At 37.2% G+C, this 17825-nt stretch carries 14 protein-coding genes; 8 read left to right on the top strand and 6 right to left on the bottom strand.

The annotated features are described in order from the left end of the window. Positions 1-78: 78 nt before the first annotated feature. The gene (locus AC4BB7_RS15265) at positions 79-1182 is read right to left on the bottom strand and encodes an NAD(P)/FAD-dependent oxidoreductase (RefSeq protein WP_490483574.1); all 1104 of its coding nucleotides are present in this window, start codon (positions 1180-1182) and stop codon (positions 79-81) included. 229 nt (positions 1183-1411) lie between these two features. Here AC4BB7_RS15265 and AC4BB7_RS15260 point away from each other — a divergent pair, with 229 nt between their 5' ends. Both AC4BB7_RS15260 and AC4BB7_RS15255 read left to right on the top strand, forming a co-directional pair. Next, positions 1412-3058: a peptide ABC transporter substrate-binding protein gene (locus AC4BB7_RS15260; protein WP_086314361.1), complete on the top strand. Its 1647-nt coding sequence runs from the start codon at positions 1412-1414 to the stop codon at positions 3056-3058. 29 nt (positions 3059-3087) lie between these two features. Then, complete coding sequence (locus AC4BB7_RS15255; protein ID WP_490483573.1) at positions 3088-4152, top strand: C45 family autoproteolytic acyltransferase/hydrolase; 1065 nt, start codon at positions 3088-3090, stop codon at positions 4150-4152. 25 nt (positions 4153-4177) lie between these two features. On the opposite strand, the gene AC4BB7_RS15250 is transcribed toward AC4BB7_RS15255, so the two are convergent. The 3 genes from AC4BB7_RS15250 to AC4BB7_RS15240 are packed head-to-tail and all read right to left on the bottom strand — an operon-like array spanning position 4178 to position 8383. After that, positions 4178-6373: a transglutaminase TgpA family protein gene (locus AC4BB7_RS15250; protein ID WP_490483572.1), complete on the bottom strand. Its 2196-nt coding sequence runs from the start codon at positions 6371-6373 to the stop codon at positions 4178-4180. Continuing rightward, a complete protein-coding gene (locus AC4BB7_RS15245) occupies positions 6363-7439 on the bottom strand; it encodes a DUF58 domain-containing protein (RefSeq protein WP_490483571.1) in 1077 nt (358 codons plus the stop codon). Before AC4BB7_RS15245 ends, AC4BB7_RS15250 begins: the two co-directional genes overlap by 11 nt. Before the next feature lie 2 nt (positions 7440-7441). Continuing rightward, positions 7442-8383 (bottom strand): AAA family ATPase, encoded by a 942-nt coding sequence (locus AC4BB7_RS15240; protein ID WP_490483570.1) that lies wholly within the window; start codon positions 8381-8383, stop codon positions 7442-7444. 415 nt (positions 8384-8798) lie between these two features. Between AC4BB7_RS15240 and AC4BB7_RS15235 the strand changes: the two genes are divergently transcribed. After that, the gene (locus AC4BB7_RS15235; protein ID WP_490483569.1) at positions 8799-10292 is read left to right on the top strand and encodes a MucBP domain-containing protein; all 1494 of its coding nucleotides are present in this window, start codon (positions 8799-8801) and stop codon (positions 10290-10292) included. A gap of 148 nt (positions 10293-10440) precedes the next feature. Then, positions 10441-11505 carry a zinc-binding alcohol dehydrogenase family protein gene (locus tag AC4BB7_RS15230; RefSeq protein ID WP_490483568.1) on the top strand — a complete coding sequence of 355 codons (1065 nt, stop codon included), beginning with the start codon at positions 10441-10443 and terminating at the stop codon, positions 11503-11505. A gap of 118 nt (positions 11506-11623) precedes the next feature. Here AC4BB7_RS15230 and AC4BB7_RS15225 read toward each other — a convergent pair whose 3' ends face one another. Continuing rightward, on the bottom strand, positions 11624-13588 hold the full coding sequence (locus AC4BB7_RS15225; protein WP_490483567.1) for a MucBP domain-containing protein: 1965 nt from the start codon (positions 13586-13588) through the stop codon (positions 11624-11626). A 312-nt stretch (positions 13589-13900) separates the two neighbouring features. On the opposite strand from AC4BB7_RS15225, the gene queG reads away from it, so the two are divergent. Continuing rightward, a complete protein-coding gene (gene queG / locus AC4BB7_RS15220; protein ID WP_490483566.1) occupies positions 13901-15046 on the top strand; it encodes a tRNA epoxyqueuosine(34) reductase QueG in 1146 nt (381 codons plus the stop codon). Between the two features lie 87 nt (positions 15047-15133). Here queG and AC4BB7_RS15215 read toward each other — a convergent pair whose 3' ends face one another. Then, positions 15134-15433 carry a hypothetical protein gene (locus AC4BB7_RS15215; protein WP_010762485.1) on the bottom strand — a complete coding sequence of 100 codons (300 nt, stop codon included), beginning with the start codon at positions 15431-15433 and terminating at the stop codon, positions 15134-15136. Between the two features lie 238 nt (positions 15434-15671). Between AC4BB7_RS15215 and AC4BB7_RS15210 the strand changes: the two genes are divergently transcribed. From AC4BB7_RS15210 to AC4BB7_RS15200, 3 genes are read left to right on the top strand one after another with little or no spacing between them, the layout of a single operon-like run. Further along, on the top strand, positions 15672-16373 hold the full coding sequence (locus tag AC4BB7_RS15210) for an NAD-dependent protein deacylase (protein ID WP_490483565.1): 702 nt from the start codon (positions 15672-15674) through the stop codon (positions 16371-16373). Between the two features lie 16 nt (positions 16374-16389). After that, positions 16390-17229 carry a chorismate mutase gene (locus AC4BB7_RS15205; RefSeq protein ID WP_490483564.1) on the top strand — a complete coding sequence of 280 codons (840 nt, stop codon included), beginning with the start codon at positions 16390-16392 and terminating at the stop codon, positions 17227-17229. A gap of 19 nt (positions 17230-17248) precedes the next feature. Further along, on the top strand, positions 17249-17767 hold the full coding sequence (locus AC4BB7_RS15200) for a transcription repressor NadR (RefSeq protein ID WP_490483563.1): 519 nt from the start codon (positions 17249-17251) through the stop codon (positions 17765-17767). Positions 17768-17825: the final 58 nt, after the last annotated feature.

Here is a 17825-nt window from a genome sequence, read left to right as displayed (position 1 = left end):
GATCCCACCGTTTATCCAGATTTAGAGCCCGAAACAAAACTGATTTTTAGTTTTGTTTCGGGCTCATGCTTTTTCAGTTTATTTCGATAGGTAGGTTTCAATTGGTTTTTGATAATCCTGCCAATCGCTTTTGGCTTCATTGAAATACTGTGCTAATAAAAAGCCGATATATGGACCCGTTGTTAGACCCGAAGACCCTAATCCGCTGGCAATGACTGCGCTAGGTGCATCTGGCAAATAATTAAAAAATGGAGCGAAATCTGATGTGTAGGCACGAGTTCCAACACGATAAACAGCTGGATAATTTTCAAAAAAACTGGATTCAGCGAGATAAGGGGCTGTTTTTTGCCGAAGCAGGGAAAAAGCTTCTTCTGTTGGCGTTAAATCAAATCCACCATCATTCTCATGTGTTGCGCCGACAAGAATTTGCCCATCTTCAAACGGAATCAAGTCGCTTTCACCATCCAGCATTGCAACTGGCCAACTACCACTTTCTTTGAACGGTGTATCAAAAGCCAATAATTGTCCTTTTTGCGGTCGAATATCCGTTGTATAACCGAGAGAACCTAACAATGAAGGCAAACCAGGACCGGCACATAATGCAACGGCATCGAATGATTCAGTTCCGTTAGGTGTCTGAATAAGCCATTGCTCATGGCTTCGGCTAAGATTAGCTGTATCAGCTTTTATGGTAATCATATTTGATAGTGCACGTTGTCTCAAGGTTTCTAAGTAGCTAGCACCATCCAATTTCCCTCCGCCAGTAATAAACAAGGCGGGTTGTGCTTTTAATAAAGGCAGTTTTTCTGTGACTTGTTCGGCAGTTAATAATTCGATCTCTCCGATCTCAGGTGCAGTTTGTTTTCTTTCTTGCGCTAGTTGCATAAGAGAACTAAGCTCACCGTCTTTTCTAAGAATCAAGGTGCCCGTTTGCTGATAGACACTTGTAGGTAAAGAAAAATCTTGTACGAGCTTCGTATAAAAGGCTGCTCCATCTTTTGCTAATTGATACCATTTTTTATTGCGGCGCTTAGAAAGCCAAGGGGAAATGATCCCCGCGCTAGCTTTGGTAGCTTGTCCAACAGGATTATCGTAAATCGTTACGCTATACTTCTCTAAATCAATATAGTTGGCTAAGGTCAAACCAATGATCCCGCCGCCGATAATGGCTAATTTTTTCATAAGTAACTCCTTTTATATCCTTATAGAATCAAATAATTCATTTTTACATAAGTTTGTTTCGGATGCAAGAAATTTCGGAGTGTTGCGTCTTCATAAAAGATTCTTTCTAAAAAAATAAAGTTTGGTAAAAGAATAATATGGAAATGATGAGAAAACGCTTATTTTTATGGTATGATAATGAGTGTTCTATTTTTAGAAAATAAGGTTTAAACACATAGGAGGTTACTAAATGAGCAATACAAAATTAGGGTATTTACTAGCCGCTGCAAGCTGTATCATTTTGCTTGGGGGATGCGGTTCTGGTAAAGAAAAGACTGGCGAAACTGGTCAAAAATCAGCAAATAGCGAACAAACATTTTCAGTTGTAGCAAAACAAGAAATTCCATCGATCGATGCCTCGGTCACGAATGATGTTGTCGGCTGGGGTGTACTGAAAAATACAGGTGAAGGATTATTCCGTGCAGATAAAGCAGGGAAATTGGTTCCAGCAGGTGCGAAAGAAATGCCGAAAGTCAGTGAAGATGGCTTGATCTATACGTTTAAACTACGTGAAGATGCGGTCTGGTCAAATGGTGATCCTGTTGTTGCAAAAGACTATGTGTATGGCTGGCAACGGACAGTAGAACCGAAGACTGCTTCAGAAGTTGCTTATCTATTTGAATCTATCAAGAATTATCAAGCAATCATGGACGGCAAGAAACCAGCAAAAGAATTAGGGATCAAAGCATTGAACGACCATGAACTAGAAGTAACACTAGAATCGCCTGTACCATATATAGAATCATTATTGTCCTTACCACCATTTTTCCCGCAAAATGAAAAAATCATCAACGAAAGTGGCGAAAAGTATGCTAGTTCAAGTGAACATATGGTTTACAATGGACCGTTCACATTGAGTGATTTTGAAGGAGCAGGAACAGATACAAAATGGTCGTATGTAAAAAATGAGAAGTATTGGGATCAAGACAATGTTACAATGGAAAAAATCAATTTTGATGTAGTCAAAGAAGATGCGACGGCATTAAATCTATTTCAAGATGGTCAAACAGATGACATCGTTGTGACGGGTGAACTAGCTCAGCAAATGGTAGATGATCCAGCATTTTTCTCACAAGACATGTCAAATGCGACTTATGTGGAATATAATCAGACCAAAAAAGAATTTCAAAATGAAAATCTCAGAAAAGCAATTTCTTACGCTTTAGATCGTCAAACCCTAGTAGACCAAGTCTTAGGAGACGGATCGATTGCAGCAACTGGTTTAGTTCCAAAAAACATGTCATTTAATCCTGAAACAGAAGCTGATTTTGTGAAAGATTCTGGTAATCATTTGAAATATGATCCAGAAAAAGCCAAAGAATACTGGGCTAAAGCAAAAACAGAATTAGGCATCGACACGCTTAAAATCAATTTACTTTCATCAGATGCCGATTCTGCCAAAAAAGTGGTAGAATACATGCAAGGTGCGATTCAAGGAACCTTAAAAGGTGTGACTGTTGAAGTTTCATCAGTACCACTTTCCGTTCGTTTAGAACGTGGTAATAAAGGTGATTTTGATATGATTTTAGTTGGATGGGGTGCAGAATACAATGATCCTAGTGTGTTTCTAGAATTATTTGCATCAGATAATATCAATAATAGTGGTAAATACGCTAACAAGGAATTTGATAAATATTTGAAAGCTTCTGCTACAACGAATGCAGGCAATCCAACAGCTCGTTGGAATGACTTGATTGAAGCTGAAAATGTTTTAATGAATACGATGGGTGTTTGCCCAGTCTACCAAAAAGCTGAAGCGCATTTACGTAATCCAAAAATCAAAGGGATATTGCCATCTGGTCCGGAGTACGATTATAAATGGACATTCGTTGAGTAGTGATATAAAGTAGAAAAGGCGGGGAGTAAATGATTCATCGTTATATAGAAGTAACAGGATCGGCATTTGAACGTGGAGTCCAAATCGGTGAAGTGTTAAAAATGCAGATTGAAACAAACTTGTCTAGTCAAAAATTATTTTATAACGATCCAACTGAGATCATAATCAAATGGTTGGATAAGGCTCAGACCTATCTTGAATATACAGAAAAATTTGCACCAGATGTGGTTGCTGAAATGCGTGGCGTTGCGAAAGGCAGTGACTTAGCTTTTGAAGAAATATTATATCTATATACAGTTTATGAACGATCGTTTTTTGATGAGTTGATCAGTGACAAATGTACGTCATTTGCAGCGGCAGGAAATGCTACTTTTGATGGTTCTGTGATCTGTGGGCAAACAAATGATGAGCGTCTTGATGAGTATCGATCTGAAGTTGATTGTGTTGTGCATCATCATGATAGTGAATCTGATTTCGAATCACTGATTTATAGTCATCCAGGTATTCCAGCTTATATGGGAATGAACAATTATGGCTTAGCTGTTATGTGGACATATATCGATAATGGACAGCGCCAAAACGGTGTACCTACAGCTGGTATAATTAGAGAGTTGATCAACAAGAAAAGTCTCAAAGAGGCACGCGACTATCTTTACAGTATCCCTCATGCAGTACCAAATCAATTTAGCTTATCTCATGCTAATGAAGGAATCGCAAGTTTTGAATGTTTTCCAAATAAAATTTACGAACACGAGCCGGCAGATGTAATGATCCATGCAAATCATAATAGTATTGCACTGGAAGAACCAGAAGAAGGCGGTTCTAAGACATCCCATTCCCGTTTTGAAGCGATGGAGGCAATCGTCAGTGAAAATTACGGAATTATCGATGCACAACGAGGGAAACAATTTTTAGCTAACCATCGCAATTTTCCCAAAAGTGTCTGTAATCATCCGTCGCCAGAACATCCATTATCCAAATCATTAGCTTCGATGGTTTTTGATTTAGGCAAAGGGGAAATGCATCTAGCTTTTGGGAATGCTTGTGAACAACCATTTCATACCTACCGATTCAATCAATGGTTCGGTCAATAAAAAAGAGTCCGAAACAAAACTGATTTTAGTTTTGTTTCGGCTCTTTTTTATTGTAAGTATTTCTTTTTAAATTTGTTAACAAACGTGCCGTATGCATCAATAATCCAGCATAATTAGCTTTTTTAGGCTGAATACCGCCATAAAAAGTACACTCATATAATTCTGTCAGCTGAATAAAACTACCATGGAATTGAGGATAATCTTTCTCGAATCGTTTTGCGTAAATAGTTAAAGTTTCATTTGTTTGCCGACATAAAATCCGCTCTGATTTGCGTAATATTATACTGTAGGCATGAGTGAATCGATCAGGATAAAGACTTAAATAGAGCCTAAAATGCAGCAGGAAAAAGTACCTTTTCAACAAGAAACTAAAAACTGCTAGCAAAATAATAGCTAAGGCAAATGCTATCTTACGTAAAACTGGAAGCCATTTAATAAGCACCGAATTTTGATTGTCTTCTTTAGTTGAGCTTTCTGTAGTAGTAGAAGCGGCTTCTTTTGTTTCTTTTGTTTCAGCAGTAAGGGGTGATTCACTACTATTATTTACAGGTTTACTCTCTGAGGTAGAATTACTGGTTGCAGTAGATTGCCGAATATCGTTTGTAAAACCAGGTGTCGGTTCAAAAGGAATCCATCCATATCCTTGGAAGTAAACTTCAGGCCAGGAGTGAGCGTCACTATTTTTGATAGTATATTCTTGATATTCGGCGTCTTTATTGCTCGTAATGCTGCCAGAAGAAAAGCCTTTTGCCCAACGACTAGGGATTCCGATCGAACGAAGCAAGAGAATCATTGCACTAGAAAAATTATCACAATAACCGATTTTTGACTCAAAAAGAAAATGATCGACATAATCTTCATTTGGTGGAGTGAAGGGTGTATCGATTTTTGAATAGCGATAATTGCCTTCTTGTTTGAGATAGCGCTCGATTGCTTTGACCTTGCCTAAAAGAGTTTCTTGATTTTCTGTTAATGAAACAGCCAGTTTCTGAACACGTTCTGGTGTCGTCATAGGAACTTGAGTCATTTGAATATCTTGGGAAATCGCATAAGGCACTTGTTGCATTTCTTCTTGTGTAAAGCTCGGTTTTGTCCAAGTAAGATTGATTTTTTCTGATGGAGTTACAAGGTTGATACGTTCTTTTTCTTTGATTTGTTCTGTCCGGCCGATCTCGTTAAATAGAATTGAGATCTTTCCGTACGGATAAGGCAAATACTCTGTAGCTTCCATGAATGATAATGTAATCGTAGTGTCAGCACCTAAATTACCCTGATATTCTGGATTTGTTGAGATGCTCAGTGGTTGTTCATCAGAAACAGAAACAACTTCAGACGTATTTTTCCAGCCTTTTCCAGTAAAATAGTTTTTAGTTTCCACTCGCCAATAGTGCCCGCTTGTTTGCTTTGCGGTAAACAGAATAGTTTGATCGTCTGAAATCGGACCGCCTAGTTGTGCATCATTTTGACTAAAGCCTGTTCTAGATGCGGTACTTGAACCATAGTCTGCGATTTGACGATAGATTCCTTGGTGATTCATATAATTACGGATGGGAGCCGTTTGAGTAAATAAAAAATTCTGAGCTTGAGGAAAGACCATTGGGAGTAGAAATGAGCTCCCTGCAACTAAAAATAAAATCAAGCCGTTCGATAGAAACAACGTTCTTTTTTCTTTTTTACTGGCAGTTGGCGGAGCATGCTGTATCCCATAAAAAAGAATGGCAAAAACTGTGATCAAAATTACCTGAATCCCTAAATTCAAGTGATTAAAAACTGCCAGCATGAGTAAGTAACTAATAAGCAGTAGATACCCCATTATCCAACGTTCATAACGAATAAATAAACTATTTAAGATGATCAATAAAAACAAAATAATAGGTAAAGCAAAAAAATCAGGTAAATAATTGATTTCGCCACTAAGCATTTTAGGATAGCTTTGTAATAGTTTCTGAATAAAGCTAGCAAACCAAGTAATACCAAACGATTGCCCAGCTGGAAAATAATGATAAAGTGTAAACAAGTAACTAAGAATATAAAGAGGGAAAATGATTATATGTCTTTTAATAAGTAGTGTTAGACAACTAATCAGAGCAAGCATCCCTACAAAAAACAGCGTATTTTCTTGAGCTAAATCATAGACACTTAAAAAAGGTAAGCCAGCAGTTACGAGTATCAAAAAACTTAGTACTGCAAAAGCCCATTTTTCTTTTATCCTATTTTTCAAGAGTAAGACCTCCTTTAGGGAGAGAGCTGACTTGATCTTTCCAATGTAGACAGAGATCTTCACCCTCGAATGCAATTAAAAAGACCTCATTCTTTCTTTTTAACGCAGTCAGTTGTTCTGAGAGTTGATTTGTTTTAGTTGTGGCAAAGATTACTAGTTTTTTATTGGTGAAATTTGGCAAAAGACATTCTTCTAACAACGGAGTCATTGCCGAAAATATATGTTCTTTCTGTATGGAATGAGGGAGATCTGCTAGGATTGTTTGCTGAAAAGATAGTTTATTTTCAACAAGGCTGATAAAGGAATAATAAATAGAGAGAAGTTCCTCAAATTTTTCATGCGACAAACCATAAAATAAGAAGTGCAGATCTGTTTCAGCCTCATACTCGTATTCTTTAACGATCAATTCATTTCGTTTTCCAGACTGTTTCCAATCAACTGAATTGAAAGAGTCGCCTATTTGATAGGTGCGGAAATTTCGAATCGAAAAAGTTGGATTGCCAAAAGAGCTATCAAAATTAGGTTTAGCTTGCAATAAATGTTTGTATATCTGTTCTGCTAAATCTAACTCTAGTGTAGGCAGGACCACAAAAGGACCTGTTACTGTCGAGTTAGATTGCTTAGAAAAAATCTGAAATAAGTCAGAACTAATGAGAACAAATGAAAGCTGCTGAAAGACCCCTCTTTGCGTAGGGCGCCACTCAAAAGTCAATTCTTGCCGTTGACCAGAATAGCGTGATAAGTATATTTTTTTCGTTGATCGATGTTTTTTGAAAACGACCGTTAGCAGAGGTATTTTAAGCAGTGTTGGGCGGTGCCGAAAAATCTCTAGCTTCATTTTATTCGGTCGATTGACTTCATAGCGGCTACTCTCTAATAACTGAACTTGAATTTTTTTTAATGGTAGAATCAATATAAAGGCATCCCAAACAAACAGCATTGTCAAAAAGAAAAATAATACCCAACCGGTTGGGTTGTTGAATGTGATTGTGTATAGAAAAATAGCAAAGAAAAAAATAAAAATACTCAGAGCACGTATGAGGTTATTAACCATATATCGTTTCATAGCTATTTCCTGACTGGAACGGGTACACGCTTGAGAATTTGTTCCAGAATTTCTTGTAATTGTACAGACGGCACTGTATAGCCGCCTTTTAATAACAGACGATGCCCGAATGTTGCTGGTAAAATTTGCTGTAAATCATGAGGTGTGACGTAATTTCTTCCTTCAGTCAAGGCAAATGCTTTAGCTGCTCGAATAAATGAAAGCGAGCCGCGAGGGCTGATCCCAAGAACGATCCCATCGTGATTTCGTGTTGCATGAACCAATTGCAACGCATATCTAGCAACAGCTGAATCAACGTAAATATCATCCACGATTCTTTTTAACTGACTGATTTCAGAAGAGGATAAAATTTGCTGAACGAGGTTCAATTCATTCCCTGTTTGGTTCATTAGTAGATTCAATTCATCTGTAAATTCAGGATATCCAATACTTAATTTAAATAAAAAACGGTCTAGCTGAGCTTCAGGTAATGGGTAAGTTCCTTCATATTCAAGTGGATTTTGGGTTGCTAGAACAAAAAAATGATTGTCTAATGGGTATGTGTGATTATCAATCGTTACATGCTTTTCCGACATTGCTTCTAACAAAGCAGCCTGAGTTCTCGGTGTGGTTCGATTGATTTCATCCGCTAATAAAACGGTTGTAAACACAGGTCCATGATGAAACTCAAACATTTGAGTTGCTGTATTGTAAACTGAAACACCTAAAATATCACTAGGAAGTAAATCTGGTGTAAATTGAATTCTATTAAATTGCCCGTGGGTTGCTTTTGCCAAGGTTTTGACCATCATTGTTTTCCCAACTCCAGGGATATCTTCAAATAAAACATGTCCACCAGCCAAGAAAGCGGTCACAGTCAACTGTAGGATATCGCGTTTTCCTAAAATAACTTTTTCCATTTCATCAATCAATAGAGTAATTTTTTTGTGGGCTGTTTCAAGCATATTGAGTAATCTCCTTATTGTAAAAGCTAAGCAAAAGGATTAGAGAATCAGTCTGCAAAGCTAGATAACATGTGTTTTCATTTTATTGTATAGATAACATACGTCCAGTGCAAGGTATCGTAAGATTTTCTTAATATAGTGAGTAAAAGTTTGGTGAACAAGGTTATGAATTTGAATCAAAAAAAAGATAGCTTTAATGAAATTGTTAAGACTTTAAAAATGCAATAACCATGCTGTGTTCAAAAGATAGGGCTTACAATTTCGATTTTGAAAAAGTGAGAAAATGATTGCAAAATTCTCATAAAATTTGTTGATGGGCGAAATATGTGAGAATTTTTGTGTCTAGGCTGTGATATGCTTAAATTTAAGAATGGGTGGAACATTCTTTTTAAACTAATTGAAAGAGGGAAGTAGAATGGAAAAATCATTAAAAGGGATTGTTTTAGCTTCACTGATCAGTACTCAAGTTTTAGCAGCACCTATCTCTGCTTTTGCAGTAACTGCTGAACCAACTGAAACTAGTGAGCAAGTTGGACCTCACACTGTTGAGGAGGCTGTTGGAGAAGTTGCGGCTTCAAATACAGCAGAAGAAACTTCAAAAGAATCAGTTATAGCTGAAGCACCTCAGTCAGAAGAACTGGCAGAGACAGATGTAGAAGAAAAAACTGAACTGCCTGTATCTGAAGAAGCACCAGAGGCTCCAATAACACCTACAGAAGAGACGCCTGTTACAAGTGCAAGTGAAGAAAAAAAACAAGCAGTTAGAGAGAAAATCGCTAGTGCACAAGCTGTCCTTGATGAGGGCACTTACATGGCAGAGACAACGATTCCATTAAGAGCAGCAATGGCTGCAGCAACAGCGTTATTGAGTGAAGAGGGAGTAACGGATGCCCAACTTGATGCTGCGATAGCTGAGATTGAGACAAGAGTCGCTGGTTTAGTTAAAGCGGAAGTTGAATTGAGTTTTGCAAGAAATTTAATAATGGCAATCGACGAAGCTACTCAGATCATCAATAATACAGATGACTTTAAGGATGTTTATACACCTGCATCTGTCGCTGCTAAAAAAGCTAATATTCAACAAGCTATTGATGAAGGAAAAATTATTTTGGCAGAAGTTGTTGATGCAAATGGGAAAATCATTCCAGATTTAGCTGTTAACAATAGACAGAGCATCGTCACAGCAGCAGATGCAATCATTGCTGCAATCCACGATGGTAATGGTTTAGTTCATAGAGGTCATTTAGCTGATATTTTATTAGAAGCTAGTCGACTAGAAGGAGCAAAAGTAGCTTCCGATGAGGATAAGGCAGATTTTGAAGCAGCACTCAAACAAGCAGCGCAAGCATACGACAATGCCTTGACTGACGCTGAGGCCGATGCGGCGGTGAGCGCTTTGAGAACTGCGATGGATAATTTGCGATTAGTAGTTGTTGTATCAGCGGTAGATGAAGAGGGACGTTTGATTATGAACCAAGCAGACACATCATTGAATGGACTATACAAAACAGCTTGGACGGTTGAGCCGCCAGTGATCGATGGATATGAGTATGTTTCTTCCAACAATGAACCACTTACAGTTGCTAGAACAGCGGGTCAATCAGTATCAGGAACGTTTGGGGACGGTACTAATGACTTGACATTTGTTTATAAAAGCGTTGACTCAGGGTTTGAGTTGCCGTATATGCCAGCACCAAAAGCTCCTGCTGACGACACTGGTGAACCAGGTATTATCGGTGTGGCAAATAATGTAGGTAATAATACACAAAATACTGCGAATAAAACTTACTATTCGAAAAACAAATTGCCTAAAACAGGTGAGCAAAAAAACGCAATGGGAAGTTTTGGACTAATGGCAGTAGCCGCTAGTGCGTTAGCATTTTTCAAAAAAAGAAAGATCAAAGAGTAAGATACTCAATTGAGCAATAAGAAGTAAGCTATCAAAAAGAAGCGACGGTTATTTACCCTTGCTTCTTTTTTTGTATCTAAGACAAATAAATTTTAATCTTAAATGATTGGGTTCATACTAGTTATAAAAGTAAGTGGGGGGAATAACGATGAATGAGAAAAAAGAAATGAAAGCAATCGGCTTTTTTGAAGGATTACCCATTGAACATGAAGCTAGTTTCCTAGACGAATGGAAGAAGATTCCAATACCTGAACCCAAAGATATTCTTGTAAAAGTCAAAGCGATTTCCGTAAACCCTGTAGATACAAAGTTAAGACAAGTGGCGAAGAAACAAGAACAATTGCAAGTTCTAGGGTTTGATGCTGTTGGAGAGATTATTGCTATTGGTAAAGAGGTAAAAAAATTTACTATTGGGGATCGCGTGTATTATGCTGGAACAACTAAAAGAGCTGGGAGTAATCAAGAATTTCAATTAGTAAATGAAGGAATTGCGGCATTAGCTCCAAGTAATTTAAGTGACGAAAAGGTAGCGGCACTCCCATTAACATCGTTGACTGCTTATGAATTGTTGTTTGAAAAATTCGGTCTGATGCCAAAAGAAAATGCGAATAAAGGGAAAACGATTTTAGTGATCAATGGAGCAGGTGGTGTGGGATCGATTTTGAATCAACTTGCGCATTGGGCTGGAATGACCGTCTATGCTACTTCTAGTCCAGCTAATTTTGACTGGCTAAAAAAAATGGGGGTAGATTATCCTCTCGACTACCATCAAGATCTTAAACAGAGTTTAGAAAAGCTAGGCGTTAAAAATGTTGACTATGTAGCAGTTCTATTCAATATTCTTCCGTACTATGAAATAATAGCTGAACTGATTACCCCTTTTGGACATGTAGGAACAATCGTTGGTTTGGAGGAAGAACTAGATATCAGCCGTTTGAAAAATAAGTCTGTTAGCTTTGATTGGGAGTATATGTTTGCTAAAACAGATTTCGAGTATCAAATCAAAACCCAAGGAGAAGCACTAGCTTTGATCTCTCAACTGATAGAGCATGACAAGATAGAATCTACTCTAGGAAAAGCTTATACAACTGGAATCAATGCTGCAAACTTGAAAAAAGCTACAATAGCTATTGAGGCAGGTCATATGAGAGGGAAAGTCGTTGTCAGTGGACCGTTTAACGGAGATGTTAAGAGCGATAACTCTGGCAACTAAGTGAGAAGCCTCTGAAGGAAATGAGTAAACCAAAATAACTGGAGCCTTGAACGTTAATTCGAAAATCTAACGTTTGAGGCTCCAGTTATTGATGAAAAACACTAAAGATTTATTTCTCTTATTTTCTTTTTTTTAAACTATACTGATAATTCACGAACCCAATCAAAGCAAGTCCGAAGAATAGCCAGATAAAGTTTGTTTGCTCACCCGTAGCAGGCAATTTCTTTTTGGTAGCTAGATTAGTATGAGTTGCTGTTGGCGATTGACTGTTATTGTTAGAATGGCTTGGCACTTGTTCAGTAGAATCCGTTGTTGTTTTATCAGATGTTTCTTTTTCAGTAGTGGAAGTAGTTGTTCCTGTTGATTCAGTTGAATCAGTAGATGTGGATGGGTCTGTTTTATCGTCATCTTTCGTAAAAACATACGTTACTTCTTGGTCCTGTTCAGAGAATAAACCGCTAGTTGTTCCTTTTACTTCTTTAAAAGTGAAACCTTTGATGACTGGTTTCTCTGTATTGAAAGTATCGCCAACGGTTCCAGTCAATACAAAGTCATCCTGAATCGTTTTATTATGAGTATCTACATAATGGACAATCACTTTACCTGTTGGTTCAATGATCGGTGCAGATATTTTTTTGTAAATAAATACGACAGTTTGCTCCTGATCGCTGAAAGTACCAGAGGGTTTACCTTGAGTTTCCACTAGCTCGTAATCAGGGATTGCTTGAACTGGAATGTCAAAAGATTGCCCAACTAAGCCTGAATAAGTTTCGCTATCTAGTAATTTGTTTCCGTCAGTATCTTGATAATGAATGGTTACAGGCTTTCCGTCATTAACAACGTTGAACTGGTGTAAATAAGTTCCAGATGAAATTGCATAGAAAGTAAAACCATCCGGCTGAGCATATGTTCCTGCTGGATTATTTAGACGAGCGTTATATTCAAAGCTAGAAAGATTTGCAAATTCATCTTTAGTCACGCCTAAAACAGTGATTCCTTGCTCCGTGATCTGTAAACGATTTGCAGGCAATTGTTCACCGTTAAAATCAAAATAAGTATTACTAGCAGAATTAGATGTTGTAAAGGGTGGAACGTAACCATCAAAGTTGGTCAATCGATTAGGCATCATCGAAAATGGAATAAATAAAGTTTCTTGATCAAAATCATAGTTTAGGGAAGAGCGGCCGATTGTTGTAGGCAGATCATTTCGTCCTGTATTTTGTCCAAACGCTGATAGATCACTCAGTGTAGGAAATTCATTGATAACAGTAAAATCTGTGATACCACAAAATTGTACAGAAAGTGATTTTAGATTAGGGAGTACTTTTAAAGGTTCAATGGTTGTAACATTTATATTAGAATCCATATAAATGCGTGTTAATGATGTTAACTGAGCAATTTTAGGCAAAATAGTGTTATCAATGCTAGTAGAGCCTAACCCCAGACTTGTAATCCCAGTGCTTTTGCTTAAATCAGGGAAGTTGTCACTGTTTAAACTTTTTGTTTGTAGTGTAACGTGCGTTAGAGAAGAGAGCTGTTCTAAAGGGCTAAAATCAGTTATATTATTATTTGTATTAATATAGATAGAACTTAGGTTTGTTGCATATTCCAATCCTGAAAGACTGCTGAGCTGAGCAGAATTTATAGAAAGATTGGTCAAACGTTCCATATCAGCTGCAGTTAAGTCGCTATTTGCAGGTAAACCTAATGTTGAAAGAATCGCTTGTTTTAAAATCGGGTCTGCAATAGTGAGTGTATCTACTTTTGGAGCAATCATAGTTGTTGCTTCTTCTTGCGCAACTGCAGTATCAGTTGTTGAAACGGTCGTTTCATGATCTGTTACAGTAGACGATACTTCTTCTGAGATAGAGCTGTCTAAAGTTGTAGAAGATTCGACAGTTGCTTCTGTTGTCTCCGTACTTTCTTGCGAGTGAGATGAATTAGTTTGTTCAGTTTCGGTTGCTGTATCTTCCGCGAAAACAAAAGACGGTGAGAGAAAAGTCGGGGCTAAAAGAGCAAACAGCATGATTATGTGGAGCGATTTTTTCTTATGTACTGATGGTACATTAGTTCTGTGTTTCATATGTATTTCCTCCGTATTCAAAATAAAGTGTGTGATGACAATAAAAGAATATTATCACAAACTTATTTTATCATAAAAATGTGTATAATATTTAAAAAATATTTGAAAAAAGTGATTATTTTGTTAAAAATCATAAATATTTTCCGATGAATATGGTTTTTTGACAAATGAAAGACTGGAAAAATATTATCAGTATGAGAGGAAATAGACGACAAGATTTAAACGAGTAGACTATAATGGAATAATCTGGTGAATGAGGAGAAGAGTATATCTTTGGTTTTCATTCAGCTTTTAAGATGAGGAGTATATAGAATGACTTTAAAACAAAAAATCATTGCAGAAAGCAAACGCTTAGGAATCGATAAAATTGGCTTTGCGTCAGCTGAGCCTTTTTATGAATTAGAGGATTCCTTGAAAGAACAAAGAGAAAAAGGGTTTAACTCTGGGTTTGAACATCAAGTGATCGAAGAACGGATTTATCCAGAAAAAACATTTGAAAATCCCAAAACGATTATTTCCATTGCCCTAGCATATCCAACTAAAATTGAAGGGAAAGTTCCTCGAGATGAAAAAAGAGGAATGTTTGCAAGAGCTTCTTGGGGAATTGATTATCATGATGTTTTACGCGATCGATTAAGTAAATTGATCGATTTTATTCAATCACAAGCTGAAAACTTAGAAGAAACAGAAAGTTGGCGTTTTGCCCCTCAAGTAGATACGGGGGAATTGGTTGATGTAGCTGTTGCACAACGGGCAGGACTAGGTTTTATCGGAAGAAATGGGTTGTTGATTACAGAAGAGTTTGGTTCTTTTGTTTATCTAGGTGAGATTGTTACAAATATTGATTTTGAAGTGGATAAACCTGTTCCTTTTGGCTGCGGTGATTGTACACGTTGTGTTACAGCGTGTCCCACACAAGCACTTCTAGGAAATGGTAGTATGAATGCTAAAAAATGTTTATCTTATCAAACTCAAACGAAAGATATGATGCCAGAAGAGTATCGAAAAAAAATGCATAATGTTATCTATGGCTGTGATATTTGCCAGTTAGTTTGTCCATATAACCGAGGAAAAGATTTTCACTTTCATAAAGAAATGGAGCCGGAAGTTGATACTGTGTATCCTAAGTTAAAGCCAATGCTGAGTCTGTCAAATAAAGAGTTTAAAGCTCAATTCGGACATCTTTCTGGATCGTGGCGAGGGAAGAAACCATTGCAACGGAACGCTTTGATTGCACTAGCTAATTTGGGAGATCGCAGTGCGTTGCCAGAGATTTATGTGTGTGCAACAGAAGACGTACGTCCTGTGATCCGAGGGACAGCTATTTGGGCAATCGGAAAACTAGGAAATAAAGAAGCAGAAAAATGGTTAGGGATTTTATATGATTTATTGGAAGTAGAGCCGGAAGAAGAGGTACTTGAAGAAATCAGAAATGCCATCAAGCAATTAGAAAAATAAATGTAAAGTATAAAAAAGTTTCAAACTCATAGAAAAAGCACCGAAAAGAACTTCTTTTCGGTGCTTTTTGATAGTCAACTAGTAAAATTAAGCTTTTGCAGCTTCTTTTGGTTCGCGGCCTAAAATAGCTTGTAAGACTGTTAACACGCCATATGAAGCTAAAATTGTGTAAATCAAGCTTGAGTAAGTTAGGATATCGAAGTCCCACGTTTTGTAAATAACTAAAACAATTGCTAAAACAATACCTGCAAGAACGTTGAAAAATGCGAATGCCCATAGATTTCCGTTTTCTTTACGTGAAAGATAATAGATCGAAAACCATAAACTTAAAACGCCCCAAGCGATGCAGACTAAAATAGCTGCCCAATAAATAATAAATGCTACCACGAAGTTTCACCTCACTTTTATACATTAAGTATTCTATCACGTTCTCTTTTGTTTGTCATGAAAAGACAGTGAAAAAGCTAACATTCTTAAAAGCTTCTTACCTAGTTTTTAAGTGGGTATATTTTTAAGGTAGCTATAAAAATAGTTATGAAAAAATGAACTCTTAGGCAATTTATACGAATATATTTTCTATCAGGCGCTCATTTAGGCTATAATGAAACCATTAGGAGATGAAACTATGTTAGTGATCGATGGACAAAAAGCTGGAAACTTGATCAATGAAGCGCAAACGATCGTTTTTTTAACTGGTGCAGGGGTATCGACTGCTTCTGGTGTACCAGATTATCGTTCTTTATCAGGTATTTATCATGGAATCGAGCGGCCAGAATATTTATTAAGCCAAACTTGTTTAGTGGAAGAGCCGGACAAATTTTATTCATTTGTGCAAACCTTGTATCATCTGGATGCTAAACCTAACACGATTCATTTAAAGATGGCAGAACTTGAAAAAGTCAAAGACACGTGGGTCATTTCTCAAAATATCGATGGGCTGCATTCAATAGCAGGAAGCCAGAATTTAGTAAACTTTCATGGGAATTTATATGATTGTTATTGTAGAAAATGTGGTCAGAAGATACTTGCTAAAACTTACTTGCAGTCTGATCATCATAAGTCTTGCGGTGGTCAGATTCGCCCTGACATCGTTTTGTATGAAGAAGGATTAGATGAACAAGCCATTGGTACGTCAATTGAGGTTATTGCTCAGGCAGAATTGATCGTTATCGTTGGAACTAGTTTTCAAGTTCATCCGTTTTGCGACTTGATTCATTATGCAGCAGATACAGCAAAAATTTTAGTGATCAATCAAACACCGATTCAACTAGACAGAGAAGCTTATTTTGTTCAAGAAGATGCACTAAAAATCTTTGAAACTATTTAGATAAAGGAGTTTTAATATGGAAGAAATGAAGTCAGAGCGACAAAAAATGATCGATGGTGAGCTTTATTTTGCAGCAGATCCAGAATTAGTAACAGCTCGAAAATTTGCTAGAGAGCAAATGAAATTGATCAATAGAGAAGAAGACGAACAAGTTCGCCGTCAGTTGGTGGAAGAAACATTTGGTTCGACTGGAACAGGCAGTTATATCGAACCCACAATCAGCTTTGATTATGGATTTAATATTCATGTAGGCAAAAATTTTTATGCTAATTTTAATAGTATTTTCTTAGATATTTGTCCGATAATGATTGGTGATAACTGTATGTTTGGACCAAACGCTCAATTATATACAGCAACACATCCACTACATCCTGCTAAAAGAAATAGCGGATTAGAATATGGTAAACCAATTACTTTAGGTGATAATGTTTGGCTAGGCGGCGGTGTTGTAATCACACCTGGTGTTACGTTGGGAGATAATGTAGTTGTTGCTGCAGGTGCTGTTGTAACAAAATCTTTTCCAGATAATTGTGTGATCGGAGGAAATCCTGCCAAAGTCATCAAAGAAATTGAATTGAATGAAAAACGTCCAGCGCTCACGATTCAACGAGATAAAATCAATACAATAGACAAACAAATCGTTGCATTATTAGAAGAACGCATGGATGTAGTGGAAGCGATCGCTATGATCAAAAAGACATCAGACACACCGATTTTAGATGTTTCAAGAGAACAAGAAGTATTAACAAAAATCGAAAGCTATGTTAACAATAATATGTATAAAGAAGTGATCAAAGAAACTTATCAAGGCATCATGGATGCTTCAAAACAATATCAGCAAAAGAAAATGAAGTAAGAAGGCAGGTGGAAGCTGAATGGACGGTGAAAAAAGACGAGAAATGATTTTGCTCCAATTAGAAGCAGCAGAGAAGCCAATCAGCGCTAGTCGTTTTGCGAAAGAGTTTAAAGTCAGCCGCCAGATAGTGGTGGGAGATGTGGCGCTGTTAAGAGCAGCTGGCTACGGAATAATTGCCACAGCTAGAGGCTATTTGCTTGAAGTTGAAAAGGACAAACAGGGAATTACGAGAAAAATTGCATGCCAGCATAAGCCTGATCAAACAGAAGAGGAGCTTTCAATAATTGTCTCCTTAGGTGGGGAAATTGTCGATGTAGTCGTAGAGCATCCTATTTACGGAGAACTGACGGGCGGATTACATATCCATACAGAAAGAGAAGTAAAAGATTTCATAGAGGCTTACGAAAAAAGTCAAGCATCTTTGTTATCTGAGCTTACTGAGGGAATCCATCTGCATACAGTTCGCTGTGAAAATGAAGATATACTGCTACAAATTAAAGAAGCTTTGACACAAAAAAATATTTTATATAAAGGATAGCTGAACTATTCTTTATATGTTATAAAAAAGAATCGCAACCAGTAGGCTGCGATTCTTT

The sequence above is a fragment of the Enterococcus sp. AAFC-DPL-5182 genome, assembly GCF_058216605.1.
Note: the sequence above shows the minus strand (reverse complement) of the source record. Positions and strands in the feature narration are given on the sequence as shown.